The sequence below is a fragment of the Waddlia chondrophila WSU 86-1044 genome (assembly GCF_000092785.1).
GTDB lineage: Bacteria > Chlamydiota > Chlamydiia > Chlamydiales > Waddliaceae > Waddlia > Waddlia chondrophila.
The window spans coordinates 872,598-890,943 of the sequence record NC_014225.1; the positions used below are offsets into that span (position 1 = coordinate 872,598).

The window sequence follows — 18,346 nt, forward strand, 5'->3', positions numbered from 1 at the left end:
AGGATTTATCCCAGTATAGCATGGGGTTTAAAACTTGCCAACGAATTTGGTGTGATGGAATTTTCTACTCAATACACAATCCTAACAATCATCATCAGTGCGCTTCTTGGCTTTGCCGTATCGGCAATGGCTGATAATAGAGGCAGAGATGGCAGAATTTGGTTTTTTTTGGGGTTCTGCTTCGGACTGCTGGCTTTGGCTGCCCTGTTTATCCTGCCTAATCTTGCGAATCAGGAAAAAGAAGAGGGTGTAGAAGAACTGCTTCTTTCTGAATCTGCCGTTGAAGAGGCCGAAAGCAAACAGTGGTATTACCTGGAAGGGGAAGCCTCTCAGATCGGACCGCTCAAATTTGAAGAATTGCACAAATTGTTTCAAGATAAAAAAATCTCTTCCACAACCTACGTTTGGAGTGAGGGCATGGAAGAGTGGAAAACTGTCGAAGAGTGCAGGCTGTTTACCAGCTAGATTTTGTGACTCCAGGAATCATTCCTATGGAAGCCATCTCTCGGAATACAAGCCTAGAAACTTTGAATTTGCTCAAGTAGCCTCTGCAGCGGCCTGTGATTTGGCAGCGGTTGCGCAGACGAACCGGAGACGTGTCGCGCCTCATTTTATTCAGCTGGATGCTAGCTTCCAGACGCTCTTCTTCGCTCAAATTAATGTCGCTGACTTTTTTCTTCAGCTCTTGACGTTTTTCCCAGTTGCGATTGACGATTTTTTCGCGACGCTTCTGTTTTGCAATCGATGATTTTTTAGCCATGTGTACCTTTTACTTTTTGCGAGCCGGCCCTTTCTGCCGTTGTTTGCGGTTTGGGTCTTTTTTGTTAATGACATAGAGGCGACCTTTGCGGCGCACCAGTTTGTCGCCTTTCGAAGGATCCGCCTTAATCGAAGCTTTGACTTTCATTGGATGTTCCTTAACCTTTCATCATAAACGATGCTAACCTTATAGACGATCTTCCATTTGAATTCAACCCAAATCTTTTAGAAAGGCGTTTACAAAAACCGTATGCGGATAGGTTCTTGATTTTAAACTTGGAATTCTATAGCATCATTGCTTTAATTCATTAAAATGGATAAGGAAAATCGATGGTCAAACGCACTTACCAACCTAGCAAGAGACGTCGCAAATCAGAGCACGGATTCCGAAAAAGAATGGAGACCGCTAGCGGCAGGAAAATTATCAACCGACGCCGCCGCGCAGGAAGAAAAGCCTTAACCCGCGTGTGAGAGCTTGCTTCAGTAAACAGTCTCGGCTTTTAAAAAAATATCAATTCCTGCGTGTCGTCCGATATGGAAAAAGACATGCGGGAAATTTTTTGGTGGTCGAATCAGTCAAAAATCGACTTAACCGTTCTCGATTAGGCATTACAGTTTCCCGTAAATTTGGAAAAGCGGTTCAAAGAAACCGGTTTAAACGTTTAATAAGGGAGGGGTTCCGTCAGCTTGGCAGTTTGCGGAATTCCGGTATCGATATTCATGTCAAACCGAGATCGAAAGCTAAAGATGTCGATTTTGAAATGATGAGAACAGAGCTTAGCGCACTTCTGAAATTTGTTCTTGAATCTTGTTAACTGCCTGGGAGATTTCTTTTTGAATAGCAGGAGGGGCGTGCGCACAGGCGTCTTGCGCAAATTTCAAGGACTTTTCAAGTTGATTTTCATCCAAATACACTTGAGAGATGACCATATCCAGTTTCCAAGTGTTTTCGATATCTTTTTCCTTAAATTGATTGATATAGTTGACTAAAGGATAGACCACCGCGTCTGCGTTGACTTTTTTCGATTCTAATTCTTTGCTCAAGCACTCGAATTCCGCAATGGCGACTTGATAATGCGTTAAATGTTTATTGTTTGGATCATTGACAAGGAGTTGCTCTTTAATCGCAGCAGCTTCTTCAGAATGTAGAAGGCCGTTTTTGAGCAATATGCGGTAACGTTCAGTCAAAAAAAAATGGGGAAGGTCTGAGTGGATTCCAGCTTGAACAAGTTTGTCGGAGTCGGCGGCAAGGCCTAGTTCTTGAGATTTTTGATAGAGTCTTTTCAGTTCCTTTCCAGAATATTCGCGCAGGGAGGGCCTGCGCATTTTTTGTTTGTATGCCGTGAACTCTTGCACCATTTTGATTAGATGTTGAGCATACTTTTGTCCGCCACCAGAGAGATAGCCTGTCGTTCCGATCAATTCTTCGTTGCCGTTGATCAAGACAACTGTCGGGTAGCTTTTGATGGAATAACGCTCCTTTAGCGTCTGGTTCTGTTCGCGAGTTTTTGCATCGAGGTTCTTTTTCATTGGATAGTCTAAAACAACAAAAATCATTTTGTTTCCAATCGCCTCTGCAAATTCCTGAGTATTCAGCACCTCATTTTCAAGTTTTTTGCACCATCCGCACCAGTCTGAGCCGGTAAAAAACAGAAAAATCGGCTTCGATGTGGCTTTCGACTCTTGTAATGCTTTTTCGTAATTTGTGTGCCATGCAATCCCGTTCTTTTGTTCGCTTGACTCCAGTATCGGCAGCGCAGCTAAGAGAAAGATGGTTAAAAATAGATAACCTTTCATTTCAAATAAACTCCTTCGTAAGGTATCATGATGCATCGAATTAGCCTCAAATTTTGAATTTTGAAGCTTCACCAAAACTACTTCAGGAATTGGAATTTTAGCAAGGAACTGTTTTTGAACTTGACCAGGCAACACCATACTGTTGTTTTAAGGCACCGCAAGGAGAATCTTAAAAAGTGCAGCCTGACGGGATTGGAAAGTCGGAAGGATATGTGTTTTTTCAGTTATCCGACAGACATTTTGCCCGACCTATCCGAATATGTCTTGCTAGCCATGAATGCACCTTCTTTGTCCAAAGATGATGGAGAGCGAGGCTTGTTTTTGATCGATGCTACCTGGCGTTATGCGGAAAAAATGGATCGCTTTGTCGCTTCTCATCAACAGGTTGCTAAACGTAGTCTTCCGAGCGGATGGAAAACAGCGTATCCCAGAAAACAGGAAGATTGTCCAAATCCTGAGCATGGCTTGGCATCGATAGAGGCGTTGTTTGCAGCGTATCATATCCTGGGATGGTCAACAGAAGGCTTATTGGATCATTACTATTGGAAAGATTTGTTTATTCAAAAAAATGAAAAATTAATATCTTTTAATCTTTTTGAATGATATTATTAGTTTTTTAAAATCGGAGTTTTATAATCTTGTGTTTTCTTTTCTGGAATTTTTCGAAAATTTTATTTGGGAATACCTCGGTGTGCCGGCAGTTGTGATTCTTGGAATCACATTAACGATTCAATCCCGCGGGTTTCAGCTGCGCAATCTTCCGACAGTCCTTAGGCGATTTTTCAGCTATTTCTTTATGAAGACAGAGGGGAAAGGCGTGCACCCGATCAAGGCTTTTTTTGCCTGCGTCGGAGGGTGCGTCGGCGTTGGCAATATCGTCGGAATCTGCACTGCCATTCAGATTGGCGGCCCAGGAGCGCTTTTTTGGATTTGGATAACTGCAATTATCGGCATGGTTGTTAAGTATGCGGAAGTGTACTTGGGAGTCAAATACAGAAAAGATCATGGGGACGGCACTTATTCGGGGGGACCGATGTTCTTCCTTAAGAGGGCGACTGCGCAAAGTTGGATTCCGGTCACTGTTTGTCTGCTGCTTTGCATCTATGGTGTTGAAGTCTACCAGTTCCGTGTTATCACTGAGAGTTTGTCGGAAAATTTCCATCTTCATCCGGGTTTTGTTTCTGCCGCTTTGATCGTTTGTGTGATCTTTGCCGGCAGCGGAGGGGTTGCAAGGGTTGGCCATATCGCAAGTTATTTAATACCGGTTTTTGTCTTCCTGTTTCTTGGAATGGGTTTTTGGGTTTTGGCGCATCATCTTCATCAGATTCCCATTGTTTTATCCCAGGTGTTTTCTCAGGCGTTTACGGGAAATTCAGCAGTTGGCGGCGCATTTGGAAGCGCGATCATGATCACTGTTTCTCAAGGGGTTAGAAGAGGGTGCTATACAGGAGATCTCGGCGTGGGCTACGCTTCGGTGATTCATAGCGAAAGCGAGGTGGAGTCTGCCGAGAAACAAGCCTCTTTAGTGATTGTCGATGTGTTTCTGGATACCTTCGTGATTTGCACCATGAGTGTGATGATGATCTTAACAACTGGAATCTGGCAACAGCCGATGGAAGCCGGAATGTTGATCCAAACTGTTTTGCGTGATTACTTTCCCGGGATGGACTACTTTATGCCTTTATTTCTTTTCCTTTTAGGGTATTCAACGATTTCCGCCTATTTTGTCGTCGGACTTAAGTGTGCTGAACACGTGTCTAAAAAATGGGGCGTATTGATGTTTAACGTCTACGCAGTTCTGGCGCTTGTTCTTTCTGTGTTTTTCGATACCTCGCAAGCACAATCTGTAATGGCGATTGCTGGCGGTTTGCTGTTGTTGATCAACAGTTGGGGGATATGGACGCTGCGCAAAGAGATCTCTTATGCAATTCAGGAAGAGGTCATTCTTTCCACGATCTCCGGCCAAGAAGAAGAGGGGATTTCAGCTCCGATCAGTTGAACAACTGCTGCGCCGGTGATCGCTCCGTATCGGGCGCATTCTTTTAATGGAAGCCCCTTGAGCATCCCGTGCAGAAAACCGCTGGCAAAGAGGTCGCCGGCACCGGTTGTGTCTAAGGGGACAGTTGGAAAAGCAGAGGAGTGGAAGAGCTCTTCTCCGCTTCCTATCCAGCAACCGTTTTTTCCTACCATGACAGCTGCTGTTTGACAAAGCGAGCTCAAGACTTTACACCCTTCTTTGGGGTCTTTTCCGGTAAAAGAGCGCGTTTCTTCTTCATTAGAAAAGAGAATGGAAACATATTCGGAGAGCAGTTCGTATAGGCTGCTTTGAAACTCTTTAACAATCTCAAAGCTTCCCATGTCGAATGAAATAAGAGCTCCGGCCTCTTTTGCATATTTCATCGCTTGTTTTGTTAAACCTGGAACGAGTAAGGAATACCCTTCAATGTGGACGAGCTTCACTCCTTGAAAATATTTGGGGTCAAGGTCTTCAGGCGTCATTTCGCCTCCGGCACCCATAAATGAACGGCAGGTGCGTTTCCCATCCGGAGTGATTAAGCAGGCAACATGAGCTGTCGGAGATCCGTTGTAGCAGACAAGAGGTTCGACTCTGGATTTCTTCAGTTCGTTGATCACTTTTTCACCAGTCAAATCCAGACCGATTTTTCCGGTTAAGGCGCATGCGTGGCCCAAAGAGGCTAGACCTTTGATTGTATTGCAGCAGCTGCCTCCGGCGATTTGAAGAGGGATAGATCCGCTGTTCTCAATGATGGAAATCATTTCGTCGTAAGAAACCAATTCCATGCCGTATGGCTTTCCCTGAATTGTTTTTAAAAAGGAGGGATCTACTGAGATTAAATGATCAAGGATGGGGGTGCCTACTCCCAAAACTTCACGTATTTTAGTCATGATTTGTTAAAAGTTTGGTGATGTGCTTGCGATTGGCGTGCAAATATTCAAACCCTGAAAGCAGGGCATAAGCTGCGGCAATTCCCACAATCCAAGAGCTCGCCAAATGCAGTGTTTGAGTGCTTAAAATCCCAAGAGAATGAGGAATCATCAGAATCAAGATGGCAAATGCAGCAATTGCTTGAATGACAGCTTTAAGCTTGCCGCTGAAACGGGCTGCAAGGGTAAATCCACGCAGCGCACAGATGGTGCGAAGTGTACTGATGACAGAGTCTCTGTAAAGGAAAACAAATATGAGGATCATCGGTACACGGATTGGCTCTAGAGTAAAGGTTAAAAAAACAGAAATGCGATAGATGCTGTCAGCCATGGGGTCAAGAATTTTTCCTAAATCTGTGACTTGATTTGTTTTACGAGCGATATAGCCGTCGAATGCATCGGAAAATTCTGACATGCTCAGCAAAAAAATTAGGATGTAGGGGAGGGCAATATCACTAATGCCCAGTTGAGCATGAGCAATATAAATCAACAGAAAGATTGGGCTGATAAAGATGCGAAAAAAAGTAAAATAATGAGCAATATTCATAACTGTAAGAGATCTTACAGGATCTTGCGTATCAGATCAAGCAGTAGCTGCGGTTAAAGGCGCTGCTTGATCGATGATGGCTTGATGTTCTTTAACGGCTCCAGAGTCGGAAAGAGCCTTTGCATCAGGTTTTGTCGCTTCGAGATAAGCTTGAGCAACCTCTTTCATCTCTTGACTTAAGTAGGGATTTTGCTCCACGCTTTCAGCGCTCATGTCGTGGTCTGCGAGCGTATTGCCATGTTGACAGTCACGCAGCACATGGTTCGCGTCTCTGTATTCATTGAGCGCATTCTGAATGCGTTTGCGTTCTTCGTCGCTCAAATTTTCTTTTTCAAGTTGCTCAAGAAGGTGCTTTGTAAAACTTGTGTCGCTTGTCAATCCCTTACGTAGCATTAAGCCGATTCCCGCGCCAGCTTTTTCCACATAGGTCTGCATGAGGGTCATCTGAAATTTTTGACCTGATAATTTAGCATTCCTTTTATAGATCTTTGCCTGTGCTCTTCTTGCAGTTAACCGCTCCGCTTTAACTTCTTCAAAGGTCATGCCCCTTGCGTTTTTTCCTTCGAATCGATCCGCTTCCATCAAAGCTTCCAGCTCTTCCGGTTTGGCATGCAGAACTTTCATAAATTTTGAAAATTCAGCGTTTCCTCTGGTAACCATGAGGTCTCCCTGCTCTTTTCTTTTGAAAGCAAGAGGAGTGTAATCATGATCGGGTTGTTCAGGGTCCAATCCTTTTTTTAGATATTTGTTGCCGGCTTCATTGATTTTTCTTCCTTCTTGCGATTGATCAATATAGATGTGCACCTTTTTCCCTGACCGGTTGTATAGTCTGATCCCCAGGGAGGATGCGGCTTCTTTTTGATTGATTGAATCTTCCAGCTGATGGCTGCGGTCGTCTCCTTTAGCGGTTAGATCCAGTTGCCAGTTTGAAAACATCATGCGGTTTTGGTCTGTGTAGCCTTGTTTGCCGACAAGGTTTGTTTGGCGCAAATCATCGATGCAATCTTTGACGTAAGTATAGTCTTTGTGCTGTGGATTGAGTGCTGCTTTGTGTAGGTGTCGATGGCATTTCACAGCTAGAATCGCTCGGTGCTGCTGTAAGCGGATCTGCTCCGGATCGCTGAAATCTTGTGGCTGTTCGACCCCGGTCACAGTCCATTGGCTTTTTTTGATTGTCTTCTGCTCCCCATCGATTGTGACGTCAATTTCCCAGGTTGTCAGAAATTTGTAGTATTTTTTTCCTGTAGCTGGATCAGTGTGCGTATCTGCGACAACAGAAGAGTCCGCTCTGCCGCTTTCCTTAAGTAATTTGCCTCGAATGCCGGTCACTCCTTGCTTTAAATTGACGAGCGCTTCTTCTCTTGAAGAGCCGGTAAGGCGGCCTTGGCCTGCTTCGTCCAGCAAGGCCTGTTCAAGGCAGCGCAAGGTGTTGCCTTCGGGAAGATCAGAGTTTGGAAAATGGGTCTCCACCTGGTCGGCAGGAATCAGCCGTCCGCTTTCTACTTGAATATCAGCAGTATAATCATCTCCAGTTTGTTCAACACTAATATCGATGTCGCTTCCCGTGGATTGGACGCCTAATGTAAAATCTTGCTGTGGACCTGTGGGATTTACTGACATAAAACAATTCCTCTCTCTTTAAAAGATATTATAGATAAAATTATATTATTTGTAAACTAATGTTAATATTTTCTTTACAATTAGAGTTGTGTTGAAAAAAACTGAGAGGAAAATTTTTGCAAAATAGATCCTTGCAAATAAATCCGCTAAAAGGTAACTTATTGTCTTTAAATTTACCAAATTGGGGTGTAGCCAAGCGGTAAGGCAGCGGTTTTTGGTACCGCCATGCGCAGGTTCGAATCCTGCCACCCCAAATGATACTGTGGTTTGATTGATGGCCGAAAATTTTCCGAAGGCAATCCTTTTTTCCGGAACTTCTCATCCGAAGCTGGCAAAAGGGATTTCGGATAATTTGGGAATCGAACTTGGTCGAGTGGCTTTGGATCACTTTCCTGATGGAGAAATTTCTGTTCAAATTCAGGAAAACGTACGCGGGAGGGATGTCTTTATTGTACAAACCGTCGCTTTGGATCCGAATAATTACTTGATGGAGTTGCTGATCATGATCGACGCTTTGAAGCGTGCTTCTTCTCAGTCCATTACTGTTGTTATCCCTTATTTTGGGTATGCCAGACAGGACAGAAAAGACAGGCCTAGAGTGCCGATTACGGCTAAATTGGTTGCAAATCTTCTTCAAAATGCCGGGGCATCCCGTCTATTGACGATGGATCTGCACACCGATCAACTGCAAGGCTTTTTCGACATTCCTGTCGATAATTTGTATGCGAGACCCTGTATTGTTGAGGGGGTCAAGCGCGATCTTGACCCGTCTAATCTGGTCGTTGTCACTCCCGATATCGGAAGTGTCAAGCTCGCGAAGGCTTATGCTCAGCAATTAGGCGTTGATTTTGCAATTGTCGATAAACATCGATGCGACTCTTCAACGATTGATGTGGTCACATTGATTGGGGATGTAAAAGGAAAAGATGTTCTTCTCGCTGACGATATGTGCTCTACAGCAGGCACTTTGGTGTCAGCAGCGAAAGTTTGCCGAGAGAAGGGCGCCAATCGGATTTTCGCAGCTGTGACGCACGGTTTATTCGTTGGTTCAGCTGTTGAAAAAATTGAAAATAGTCCGATTGAAGTGCTGTATATGAGTAATACCATACCATATACCGAACGTTTAGACGGAGCTGAAAAAATTCGCACCGTCTCCGTCGCGAATCTCTTTGGGCAAGCGATTCACTGCATTTTGTCTCGCGAGTCTATCTCTTCCTTGTTCAAGCTCGATTGCAGCGCTGAGCCATCTCTCAGTCGCAGCTAAGGGATACCGAACGGCTTTAAAGTCGGTATCATTTAAGTGAGAAACCAACAGTGGTTGCGGCAAGAGTCGTTGACCATGCTATCATCCTAACGATTAGGGGGGTGTTTTAATGAAACTGAAGTTTGAACAGAGAACCGCTGAAAAGAAAAGCGATTCTAGAAGTCTTCGCAATCTAGGGAAAATTCCTGCTGTGCTTTATGTCCGCGGCAAGGATTCAGAAGCGATTGCGGTTGATGCAGCCGATTTTGAAACGGTCTTGAGAACAGTTAAAAAAGGGCGTTTGTCGACAACAAAGTTGGCGCTTGTGGATGGAACCGGCAAAGAGAGAAATGTTTTAGTCAAAGATATTCAATATCATGTCACGACATACAATGTGTTGCACCTCGATTTTGAGGAGTTGCTTGACAATGTCAAAATCAAAGTCAAAGTGCCGATTGAGTGTGTTGGGGAAGTGGATTGCGTAGGAATTAAGTTAGGTGGAGTTCTCCGTCGGGTGATCCGTTATTTGCGTGTGCATTGCTTGCCAAAGGATTTACCGGAATTTTTCAAAATGGATGTGAAAACTCTTGGTTTGAAGGAATCGCGAAAGCTTTCGGATTTGGAGATTCCTGAAACTGTCAGGCCTTTGATGGATCTGAATGAAGTTGCGGTAACAATCGCTAAGAGATAAGGGTAAGCGCTTGTGACGGAAAAAGAGCAAAAAGCAGTTGTATTCGTTGGATTGGGAAATCCTGGTTCAAAATACGCAATGACCCGTCACAATATGGGGTTTCTCCTGATCGAGAGCTTTGCCCGCCTTCATGGAGTTATCCTAAAAGAAGAGAAGAAATTACAAGCTAAAACAGGTAAATGCCAGATTGGCGAATGGACTGTTCATCTGTTAATGCCGCTGACTTATATGAATCTCAGTGGACAGGCGGTCGGAAGATTCATCAATTATTTTAAGCTCACTACAGACAATGTTGTCGTGGTGACAGATGACGTTGCGATCCCGTTTGGAGAGTTGCGGCTTAGGGAAAAAGGGTCTGCGGGCGGACACAACGGTTTAAAAAGTGTCGAACAGCACTTAGGAAGCCATTGTTATACTCGGTTGCGCGTGGGCATAGGGCGTGGGGTTGATCCCAGCCAAGAGCTCAGTGATTATGTCCTGGACCCGTTTAACAAGAGTGAGATGGAGCAGTTGCCTTCCTTGTTAAATCAAGGAGTCAAGGCTTTGGAGCTCTTGTTGAAAGATTCTTTGCAGAACGCAATGAACGTCGTCAATAGCAAGTTAAAACCCCAAGAGGAAATACAAAATGGGTGAAAATAAGCAAAATTTATACGAAGGGATGTATATCATCAGCGCGACCTTAAGCGAAGATGCGCGCAGTAAAGCTCTGGAAAGAGTGCAAAATGAGATCACATCACGTGGTGGTGAGATTCACAAGGTTCACGAACAGGGGAAGAAGCGGATGGCTTACGAGATCGACGGTCATCGTGAAGGGCATTATTATGTCATTTACTTTAGCGTGTCTCCGGCAGCCATCTCAGAAGTTTGGAATGAATACCATCTTCATGAAGACTTGGTTCGTTTTATTACGTTGAGAACGGAAAAAGTATTAGAAAAAATTGAATTCAAGGCTTTGGCCGAATCCCAATAAGGAGTGCAGATCATGTCACGAAAAAAATCAAAACTCAGATCTCGCCTGGCAAGAATGACTGGTGGCCGGCCACGTAGAAAGAAGCGTTGTCCTTTCACGACTGCCGGTGTGAAGGAGATCGACTACAAAAATATTGAACAACTTTCAAAATTCATCACCGAGCGGGGAAAAATTCTGCCGCGCCGAATTACCGGTGTATCAGCGCATCATCAAAGGATGCTTTCCACTGCAATTAAACGAGCAAGACACATGGCGCTTTTGCCGTTTGTCGCGGAATAATCAAAGGAGACGTATCAGATGGCAACACAACTATTACTCATCGAAGATGTCGAAGATCTTGGTAGAAGCGGCGACGTGGTTAGCGTTAAGCCTGGTTATGCTCGCAATTTCATCCTACCCAAAGGTTTAGGGATTATTGCTGATAAAAATGCTTTGCGTATGCAAGCGCGTTTGCAAGAAGAAAGACAAAAAAGAGCAGCTGAAGACCGTTCTGAGGCTGAGGCGCTTGCTAAGGTGATCGAAGGAGCGACTCTGACTGCGGTTGTCAAGGTGGACGCGGAAGGACACATGTACGGTTCCGTTGCTTCGTTAGACATTGTGCACTTGATGCAGGAGCAGAAGAGCATTTTAATCGAGAAGAAAAATGTTCAGTTGAAGCATCCAATCAAAACAACAGGTGTACATCAAATTCCTCTAAGGTTAAAAGAAGGTGTAGAAGCTTCTTTTACATTGAAGGTGATTTCTGAAGAAGGAGAGCAAACAGCTCCAGCTGAAGAAACTCAAGAAGAGCCGAAAGAGTGATGCCAGTTTTTCGAGCGTCAGCTGTTCTCAGCTGGCGCTGCCTTGGATGTAATGGGGCACAATTTTCCATAGGGAGATGAACGCATGAATGTTGATGATCTGATTATTGTAACTGGGGCAGCAGGCTTCATCGGTGCATCTGTTGTGAGGCATTTAAATGACAATGGCCGCAAGAACATTATTCTTATCGATAATTTAGAAAAAACTGAGAAATGGCAAAATCTCATTGGCAAATCCTTTATCGACATTATTCCCATTGAAAATTGCTTTGATTGGTTGAAGGGAAAAGAGTCTGAAATTGGCGGGTTTATCCATTTGGGGGCGTGTTCCAGTACTGTTGAGAAAAACGCCGATTATCTTCTTGATAACAATTACCGTTTTTCTGTGAAGCTGGCTGAATATGCGCTTAGCCATAATCACCGCTTTATTTACGCTTCATCGGCGGCAACCTATGGAAATGGTTCTAAAGGATTTTCCGATGACCATTCAAAACTTGAAACGCTTGAGCCATTGAATATGTATGGCTATTCCAAGCATCTTTTCGATTTGTGGGCTAAGAAAAACGGGGTGTTGGACCGGGTTGTCGGTTTAAAATATTTCAATGTTTTCGGCCCGAATGAAGCGCACAAAGGAAGGATGGCCTCAGCGATTGTCCATCTTTTATCCCAGGTGCAAAGGGAAGGAGAGGTTCGTCTGTTTCAGTCATCGGAGCCTGAAAAGTTTGCTGATGGCGATCAGTGCCGAGACTTCATCTATATCAAGGACGCTGTCAGGATGACATGCGCATTCTTTAATAACGATGCTGGTGGGATTTTTAATATAGGTACAGGCAAGGCCGGCACTTGGAATCAGATTGCGCATGCTCTTTTTAAAGCGCTGGATAAAGAGCCTAAGATCGAATATATCGAGATGCCTGAAGATCTGATCGGCAAATACCAAAACTACACGCGGGCGGACATGAGCAAAACAGCGGGAGTTCTGGGGCAGAGCGCCTTATGCGAGCCGTTGGAGGCAAGTGTGATCGATTACGTAAGAAATTACCTTCTAACCGGAAAAAAATGGTAAATCTTTTTAGTTCTTTTCGCCGCTTAAGCAAGCAGTCGGTCATGGTAATTGGCGATTTGATGTTAGACACCTATACGATTGGGAAAGCAAGCCGCATTTCTCCAGAGGCGCCGGTTCCTGTTTTGCATGTCCAAGCGGAGGAACACAGACCTGGTGGTGCAGGAAATGTTGCTCTTAACCTAGCAGCGATGGGTGCTGAGACATTGATGGTCGGCCGTGTAGGCGCAGACGATCATGGAAAGATCCTGATTGATTCGCTTAAAAGGGAGGGAGTGCAGACGCATGGAATTTGGATTCAGACAGGTTGCCAGACTCCTGTGAAGAATCGGGTGATCGCCGATAATCAGCAGATGGTACGGGTGGACTATGAGACTGCGCTGCCGTTGCATGAGGCGATTGAACAGCAGATCATTGAAGCGCTTCCCACTCTTCTTGAGTCGATTAAAGTGGTTGCGATTTCCGATTATGGAAAAGGAATGATTACGAAAACGTTGATGGCGGCTGTGATTGAAGAGTGTTTGCAACGGAACATCCCAATTATCGCTGATCCCAAGGGGATTGACTTTACCAAATATCGAAAAGCGACAGTGGTTAAGCCAAACCTTGGAGAGGTGTATGCAGCAGCGAATCTGCCAATGGATGCACCTTTAGAGGCTGCAGCGCAGAGAGTGCTTGAGATTACGCAGGCGGAAGTGTTGATGGTGACAAGATCGGAAGAGGGGATCTCTCTTTTTTACCAATCTGGTAAGCGGGAGGATTTTCCTGTCCGCGCTCGAGAAGTGGTTGATGTGACAGGGGCGGGAGATACGGTGTTGGCAATGTTGACAGTTGCTTTGGCGAATCAGCTCACCGTTTCGGATGCGACGCGTCTTTCAAATGTTGCTGCTGGAGTTGCGGTTTCCCATTTTGGCTGTGCACGCGTGACGCTTGCTGAGTTAGCAAGGCAGTTACTTAGCGAAGATGTTGGCAATAAGGTATTTGATGAGGAGCATCTGTTTGCGCTGCAGGAGGCGTTGAAGGGAAGAGAATTTGCGATTTTATCGCTCTCTTCTAAAGGGGGGATTGGAACAGATCTATTTGAAGCGATTCGCAAGGTGGCCCAGAAGAAGTCTTGGGATTTAGTTGTGCATATTGAAGACGAGAATCCGAGTCCCATTTTTGTCGATGTCATTGCTTCACTGCATGATGTGGACTATATTATTGTGAAGAGAGGTGGTTTGGAGTATGTCAGCAAACTGCTTTTTGCTGATGAAATTTTTTCTTTTTCTTAAAAAAAATTTGAGTATCAGTTCTTAATTTGTGTACTTGGAGGCATATTCCCTTAACATTTCTGCGTATTCTGGTTTGTCCTGAATATTTTCCTTTTCAGTAAAAAACCCTATATTTTTAGGTATTTCACCTCTGATTTTTTGAAGTTCCTTTTGATGTTTTTCAGCAAGAGGTTTGTATTTTTCTTCAAAAGCTTTAATGTCTTTGATTACATCTTCTAGACCTTTCGGATCAATTGTATCTGCTCTTAATATTTTCATAATTTTTTTGTTGATATTTGATCTGTCTTCCATAAAATCTTTAAAATCGGAAATTTCTTCAAGTCGGCTCTGGATCATATCATTTCTAGTCATTTGTAATGGCGTAAGATCATCGCTTCCTTCTTTATCTGCGCGTTCAGGATCAACGATAAATTTAGCACAAAATCCATCGACACATCTGTCTAGTTGCTTTGCCATAGTTGTGGTAACCGAAGGTCCACCACCTGTGGTACGCGCAACTCTACCAAATATCTGAAAAGAACTTATTTCGCGATCACCCTGCCTTTGAGCTGCTAACTCTTGCCCAGATGTAAGAGCATATCCCTCTTCTGGATTATCTTTAAGGAATTGTGTGTGATCAATGATATCTTGAATAATTGCGCTGCCAGAATGTTCGCTAGGAACTAAGCCAAAGAACTCCTCCATTGGAATACCAAGTAGATCTGCTCTGCCTCGGGATGAGATATCAACGGTTTTTTTGGGATCCATTCCTGAATTTTCCAGAATTGTTTTAAGCGTGCCAGAATGTTCTGTTAAGGTATCAGATAGCCCTTTATAGTCTTTGCTTTCAAGGTCTCCGGAAACTTTGCCTACCATCTCGGAAAAGGTGTTCAGATCGCTGCTGCTTGGTTTAATGGTTAGGTGAGGAAAATTATTTTTGATGGCTTGGAATCTTGCTTTCATCTGGGGATTTTGTTTTAAAACATCTCTGCTCCAACTTTTTGAGTTTATAGATCTTAAAGATTTAAAAACCTCGTTTTTAGCATTTTCCGGACCATTTCTCATAATTTCTTCCATGACATCAAGCATGGTATTCATTGATTCTTTTGTTTCTTGAGATTTTCCAGCTTTCCCAATTCTCCCTCTTTTTTTAGTGGAGATGTTTACATGGCCATCTTTTCCCAAAGATACACCCAACTTTGTCTTTTTGTTTAAAGAAGCAAGAGCATTAGATATTGTTTTAATGTTTTCATCAGAAGGTCTCTGAGCTGTTTTCAATTCTTTTGGTGGTTCGGAAAGATCCTTAACATCTCCGCCGTTTTCATGACTTTGAGCACGGATTCCTCCAATGACTTTTTTATCAAAAAACTGATGCGGCATCCTCCTGAGCTCTGGTTTTGGATTGGGGTCTACTTTTTTTTCCGAAAGAGGTGGGCTTTCCTCGCTACTTTGTTTGAAAATTTGTGTTTCCTGCACAACATGATCTGTCTTTTTTAGACTAGCGAGGTTTTCAACATCTGCACCGCCTTCCAGGGCTTCTTTAACGATTCTTTGATCTAAAATTCGACCTTGTCTTTTCTCAGATTTTGAAAAAAACTTCTCTTGCTGCACTGTATCAGCTTTGTCTGCTGTTGGTTTAACTTGTGATGGTAAATGAGTATCCACCCCTATTTCTGAAAGAGGCCGCTCTGATGAGCTTTCTTGAGTAAAAATCTTACTTTCTTCTACAACACTGCTGGTTTTTTCAGCTCCCATACCCTCAGGATTCGTAGAAACTGTTATTCCTGTAGAAGGAGAACTTGTTTGCGGCCCTGTTGTGGAGTCAGTCTTTGGCTTTGTTGTATACTGCTCCCCGTTAAGACATAAAAGGAGCTAAGAGAGTAAAATAACTATCTAAACTATAGGGTTTTACTCATGAAACGAAGAAAATGGACTCCTGAATTAAAAACAAAAATTATATTGGAAGGATTAAGGGGTCGTCCCCTTGCCGAAATTTGCACTGAATACGAAATAAGTCAGGCTCAGTTCTACCAATGGAAGGACTGTTTTCTAAACAATGCGAGCCGAGCGTTTGAAAAAGGAAAATCAGACCAAAAGGAAGCACGTCTTCAGAAGCAAAACAATCGTTTGAAACAAGTGGTTGCAGATCTTACTCTCGAGTTAAAAAAAAACGACGAGGAGTGGTATCTGTGAAGAGAAAACGTCCTGAGATAAGAAGAAAAATCGATGATGTCCTCGCCGAAAGAATTGCTCAGATAAAAATGGAGCACCCCTTTTGGGGTTACAGGCGAGTATGGGCAAGTTTGCGTTATAGAGATGGAATACCGTGCAATTTGAAACGCATTTATCGAATTATGAAAGAGCGAAATCTTCTTTGCGCCAAAAAAATGAGGCCTAAAACTGCTGATAGACATCATCGACCGAAGCCCAAGGCGGAAAAACCTAATCAGATATGGGGAACAGACATGACAAAAGTTTTTGTCGAAGGCGATGGCTGGACTTACATAACAGTTGTACTTGACTGGTACACGAAAAAAATTGTGGGGTTGAAGTCTGGAAGGCGCTCTAAGTCAATAGACTGGCTAGAAGCATTAGACCGGGCGCTTAACACGCAATTTCCAGAAGGGGCCCGTGGCAAAGGACTAAAACTTGTCTCAGATAACGGATGTCAGCCCACTTCAGAGGCTTATATGCGTTACTGCTCAAAAGTAGATGTAGAGCAAATTTACACAAGCTACAACAATCCAAAGGGAAATGCAGAGACCGAGCGATTCATGCGCACCATGAAAGAGGAGCTTTTATGGCTAAAAGAATGGAGGTCTTCAGAAGAACTCTCAAAAGAATTGCAAAGTTGGGTTCTGAAATACAATTCCGATTACCTGCACTCTACTTTGAAATACCGATCTCCAAATGAAATGGAAAAACATTATTATAAATGTGAGGCTGCTTAATGCGAGCGCCCCTGATAGGAAGCATTGAAGGAGAAATCAGATTGCGGTCAATGCCGAGCGTTAGCGAGCTGAAAGGCAGCATTTACTGCAATCTGAGAGCTTCGAAAATTCCTGTATCAGGGGGGCGAAAACTCTCTTAGTTTTTGCTTGATTAACGGGTAGCACTACAGTTGGTTCGTCGATCATGCTTTGAAAAAAAGCGATTCTTGATCGCACTCCTCCAGAACCAGACATCATGACCTCCTAAATCTTTGAAATATACCCTACGTCTATTATACAATATTTTTTTTAATTTGCATTTAACTTAAGATCTCTCTAAAAATCAGGTGAAAATAGGAGAAGAATTCATGGAAAATGAACTGCAGTTTAAGTGGGAAAGGCAGCCGGCAGCTGAAAAGTGTCTTAGCGATCTTTTAACACTCTACCGTGAAAAAAATGGAAAAATCAGACAATTTGAAGAGGATTTGCAGAAACACACGAGTACACGGCTTTTCGACTGGATCGATTATTTTGCGGTTGTCGATCAAAGTGCAGTCAAATGTTTTGAGGAGGTTGGATTTGAGCTTCAAGCTGAAGGCGTCTACTACCACCCAGGAGCGCAATTACCGCGTATTGCTGTGATGCAAAAAGAGGGGGTCGCAGTCAAGGTGGAACAATGTGCAGATTTTTTAATGGTTCATGGCATCTCTTCAAATATTGAGGGTATTCCTTATGGCAGATTCAGAAGAGCACTTGTGGAAAAGGAAAATGATTGCTTTCTTTGGGTGGTGGAAAGGCGTTGCTATCCAGAAGTTGAACCTGAGGAAGCAGAGAAAAATGGAACGGAAAAGTATTTAAAAGCGCTTGAGATATGGAAGACGCGTGAACGTGCTGCTGACGACGAAGAAGAAGGGATGCAGAACGCTTTCGATGCAGTAAAACAGATGATCGCATTAATCGGCAGGGATTTGGCAGCTTGGGCTGTTATGGAAGGAGAACGCGCTTATTGGCAAGCGCGCAATCACGCTGGACAAGTACAAAAAAACAGGCAGGATAGGCTGGGAATGGGATGGGCAAATCATGACCACCACACCTTCCGTTCATCCCGCAAATTTTTCCCTCAATTGATTCGGTTATTTGAGCTTTTAGGTTTTCATTGCCGTGAACGGTTCTACGCAGGAGAGGAGGCCGGCTGGGGAGCTCAAGTGATGGAAAACCCGGGTGCAGGCCTTGTTCTTTTTTGCGATCTCGACCTTTCGCCTGAGGAGCTGCACATTGATTTTGCTCATGAGAAGCTTTCTGAGCTCCCCGAATTGGGAACGATAGGGCTTTGGTGTGCACTGCATGGAGATTCGATTCTCAAAGCGGGTATGCATCATCTAGAAGCGCAGTTCTCTTTCGAAGAGCTGACAAACGATCTTCATCAACAAGGGGTTGGAATGATGGATCCTTTCAGCAACTTTTCCTATCTAAAGCAAGCGTTCACTCATGGCGAGCAATGGGTAATCGATCCAAAACGATTGGATAAGTTGCTGGTGGAAGGAAAAATATCTTCGGAAGAAAAAGAGAAATTCCTTAAGTTTGGCGCCGTTGGAAGCCATATGGAAAATTTGCAGCGTAGAGAGGGGTATAAAGGGTTTAATCAGAAAAACGTCAGCTATATTATTAAGGAAACAGACCCCCGCGTCCGCTGATTCTTCCAGTTGCTTTAATTCCAGTCTCTTTCT

General features: G+C 43.7%; 23 protein-coding genes and 1 tRNA gene. 17 read left to right on the forward strand and 7 right to left on the reverse strand.

The features are described 5' to 3' along the window. The first annotated feature begins 54 nt into the window (after positions 1–54). Positions 55–465, forward strand: a complete 411-nt coding sequence (locus WCW_RS03865) for a DUF4339 domain-containing protein (protein ID WP_013181887.1) — start codon at positions 55–57, stop codon at positions 463–465. Here the strand turns inward: WCW_RS03865 and rpsN are convergent. Then, positions 455–760, reverse strand: coding sequence for a 30S ribosomal protein S14 (gene rpsN, locus WCW_RS03870; RefSeq protein ID WP_013181888.1), 306 nt, complete (start codon positions 758–760; stop codon positions 455–457). The two genes, WCW_RS03865 and rpsN, sit on opposite strands and share 11 nt — an antisense overlap. A gap of 9 nt (positions 761–769) precedes the next feature. After that, entirely contained in the window at positions 770–907 is a 138-nt protein-coding gene (rpmJ, locus tag WCW_RS03875) for a 50S ribosomal protein L36 (RefSeq protein ID WP_013181889.1), read from the reverse strand. A 182-nt stretch (positions 908–1,089) separates the two neighbouring features. Between rpmJ and rpmH the strand changes: the two genes are divergently transcribed. Both rpmH and rnpA read left to right on the forward strand, forming a co-directional pair. After that, complete coding sequence (rpmH, locus tag WCW_RS03880; RefSeq protein ID WP_013181890.1) at positions 1,090–1,230, forward strand: 50S ribosomal protein L34; 141 nt, start codon at positions 1,090–1,092, stop codon at positions 1,228–1,230. Then, positions 1,227–1,574 (forward strand): ribonuclease P protein component, encoded by a 348-nt coding sequence (gene rnpA, locus WCW_RS03885; RefSeq protein ID WP_013181891.1) that lies wholly within the window; start codon positions 1,227–1,229, stop codon positions 1,572–1,574. The genes rpmH and rnpA overlap by 4 nt, the downstream gene beginning before the upstream one ends. On the opposite strand, the gene WCW_RS03890 is transcribed toward rnpA, so the two are convergent. Then, positions 1,537–2,556: a thioredoxin family protein gene (locus WCW_RS03890; protein ID WP_063124708.1), complete on the reverse strand. Its 1,020-nt coding sequence runs from the start codon at positions 2,554–2,556 to the stop codon at positions 1,537–1,539. The genes rnpA and WCW_RS03890 overlap by 38 nt on opposite strands. 120 nt (positions 2,557–2,676) lie before the next feature. On the opposite strand from WCW_RS03890, the gene WCW_RS03895 reads away from it, so the two are divergent. Both WCW_RS03895 and WCW_RS03900 read left to right on the forward strand, forming a co-directional pair. Continuing rightward, positions 2,677–3,159 (forward strand): DTW domain-containing protein, encoded by a 483-nt coding sequence (locus WCW_RS03895; protein ID WP_041941772.1) that lies wholly within the window; start codon positions 2,677–2,679, stop codon positions 3,157–3,159. A gap of 37 nt (positions 3,160–3,196) precedes the next feature. Continuing rightward, on the forward strand, positions 3,197–4,555 hold the full coding sequence (locus tag WCW_RS03900; protein ID WP_013181894.1) for an amino acid carrier protein: 1,359 nt from the start codon (positions 3,197–3,199) through the stop codon (positions 4,553–4,555). On the opposite strand, the gene WCW_RS03905 is transcribed toward WCW_RS03900, so the two are convergent. Genes WCW_RS03905 through WCW_RS03915 form a run of 3 tightly spaced genes read right to left on the reverse strand, consistent with a single transcriptional unit; the run spans position 4,486 to position 7,669 of the window. Beyond that, a complete protein-coding gene (locus WCW_RS03905; RefSeq protein WP_013181895.1) occupies positions 4,486–5,463 on the reverse strand; it encodes an adenosine kinase in 978 nt (325 codons plus the stop codon). The two genes, WCW_RS03900 and WCW_RS03905, sit on opposite strands and share 70 nt — an antisense overlap. Continuing rightward, positions 5,456–6,049 carry a CDP-diacylglycerol--glycerol-3-phosphate 3-phosphatidyltransferase gene (gene pgsA / locus WCW_RS03910; RefSeq protein WP_013181896.1) on the reverse strand — a complete coding sequence of 198 codons (594 nt, stop codon included), beginning with the start codon at positions 6,047–6,049 and terminating at the stop codon, positions 5,456–5,458. The genes WCW_RS03905 and pgsA overlap by 8 nt, the downstream gene beginning before the upstream one ends. 36 nt (positions 6,050–6,085) lie before the next feature. After that, positions 6,086–7,669 (reverse strand): hypothetical protein, encoded by a 1,584-nt coding sequence (locus tag WCW_RS03915; protein WP_013181897.1) that lies wholly within the window; start codon positions 7,667–7,669, stop codon positions 6,086–6,088. Positions 7,670–7,851: 182 nt separating this feature from the next. Between WCW_RS03915 and WCW_RS03920 the strand changes: the two genes are divergently transcribed. The 9 genes from WCW_RS03920 to rfaE1 all read left to right on the forward strand — a co-directional run bounded on the left by WCW_RS03920 (position 7,852) and on the right by rfaE1 (position 13,710). Then, a tRNA-Gln gene (locus WCW_RS03920) sits at positions 7,852–7,923 on the forward strand. 20 nt (positions 7,924–7,943) lie between these two features. Then, positions 7,944–8,933, forward strand: coding sequence for a ribose-phosphate diphosphokinase (locus tag WCW_RS03925; RefSeq protein ID WP_013181898.1), 990 nt, complete (start codon positions 7,944–7,946; stop codon positions 8,931–8,933). A gap of 109 nt (positions 8,934–9,042) precedes the next feature. Beyond that, the gene (locus WCW_RS03930) at positions 9,043–9,603 is read left to right on the forward strand and encodes a 50S ribosomal protein L25/general stress protein Ctc (RefSeq protein WP_013181899.1); all 561 of its coding nucleotides are present in this window, start codon (positions 9,043–9,045) and stop codon (positions 9,601–9,603) included. Between the two features lie 12 nt (positions 9,604–9,615). Continuing rightward, positions 9,616–10,236, forward strand: a complete 621-nt coding sequence (gene pth / locus WCW_RS03935; RefSeq protein ID WP_013181900.1) for an aminoacyl-tRNA hydrolase — start codon at positions 9,616–9,618, stop codon at positions 10,234–10,236. Further along, on the forward strand, positions 10,229–10,573 hold the full coding sequence (gene rpsF, locus WCW_RS03940) for a 30S ribosomal protein S6 (RefSeq protein WP_013181901.1): 345 nt from the start codon (positions 10,229–10,231) through the stop codon (positions 10,571–10,573). The genes pth and rpsF overlap by 8 nt, the downstream gene beginning before the upstream one ends. A 54-nt stretch (positions 10,574–10,627) precedes the next feature. Then, positions 10,628–10,852 carry a 30S ribosomal protein S18 gene (rpsR, locus tag WCW_RS03945; protein WP_041941774.1) on the forward strand — a complete coding sequence of 75 codons (225 nt, stop codon included), beginning with the start codon at positions 10,628–10,630 and terminating at the stop codon, positions 10,850–10,852. Between the two features lie 18 nt (positions 10,853–10,870). Further along, a complete protein-coding gene (gene rplI / locus WCW_RS03950) occupies positions 10,871–11,374 on the forward strand; it encodes a 50S ribosomal protein L9 (RefSeq protein ID WP_013181903.1) in 504 nt (167 codons plus the stop codon). Between the two features lie 84 nt (positions 11,375–11,458). Continuing rightward, positions 11,459–12,439 carry an ADP-glyceromanno-heptose 6-epimerase gene (gene rfaD / locus WCW_RS03955; protein ID WP_013181904.1) on the forward strand — a complete coding sequence of 327 codons (981 nt, stop codon included), beginning with the start codon at positions 11,459–11,461 and terminating at the stop codon, positions 12,437–12,439. Continuing rightward, positions 12,433–13,710: a D-glycero-beta-D-manno-heptose-7-phosphate kinase gene (rfaE1, locus tag WCW_RS03960; protein WP_143876347.1), complete on the forward strand. Its 1,278-nt coding sequence runs from the start codon at positions 12,433–12,435 to the stop codon at positions 13,708–13,710. Before rfaD ends, rfaE1 begins: the two co-directional genes overlap by 7 nt. Positions 13,711–13,731: 21 nt before the next feature. Here rfaE1 and WCW_RS03965 read toward each other — a convergent pair whose 3' ends face one another. Next, positions 13,732–15,444: a hypothetical protein gene (locus WCW_RS03965; protein ID WP_013181906.1), complete on the reverse strand. Its 1,713-nt coding sequence runs from the start codon at positions 15,442–15,444 to the stop codon at positions 13,732–13,734. A gap of 159 nt (positions 15,445–15,603) precedes the next feature. On the opposite strand from WCW_RS03965, the gene WCW_RS03970 reads away from it, so the two are divergent. From WCW_RS03970 to WCW_RS03980, 3 genes are all read left to right on the forward strand, one after another. Further along, positions 15,604–15,882, forward strand: coding sequence for a transposase (locus tag WCW_RS03970; protein WP_013181285.1), 279 nt, complete (start codon positions 15,604–15,606; stop codon positions 15,880–15,882). Then, entirely contained in the window at positions 15,879–16,640 is a 762-nt protein-coding gene (locus WCW_RS03975) for an IS3 family transposase (RefSeq protein WP_013181286.1), read from the forward strand. Before WCW_RS03970 ends, WCW_RS03975 begins: the two co-directional genes overlap by 4 nt. 347 nt (positions 16,641–16,987) lie before the next feature. Further along, positions 16,988–18,313: a hypothetical protein gene (locus WCW_RS03980; RefSeq protein WP_013181907.1), complete on the forward strand. Its 1,326-nt coding sequence runs from the start codon at positions 16,988–16,990 to the stop codon at positions 18,311–18,313. Positions 18,314–18,346 lie beyond the last annotated feature (33 nt).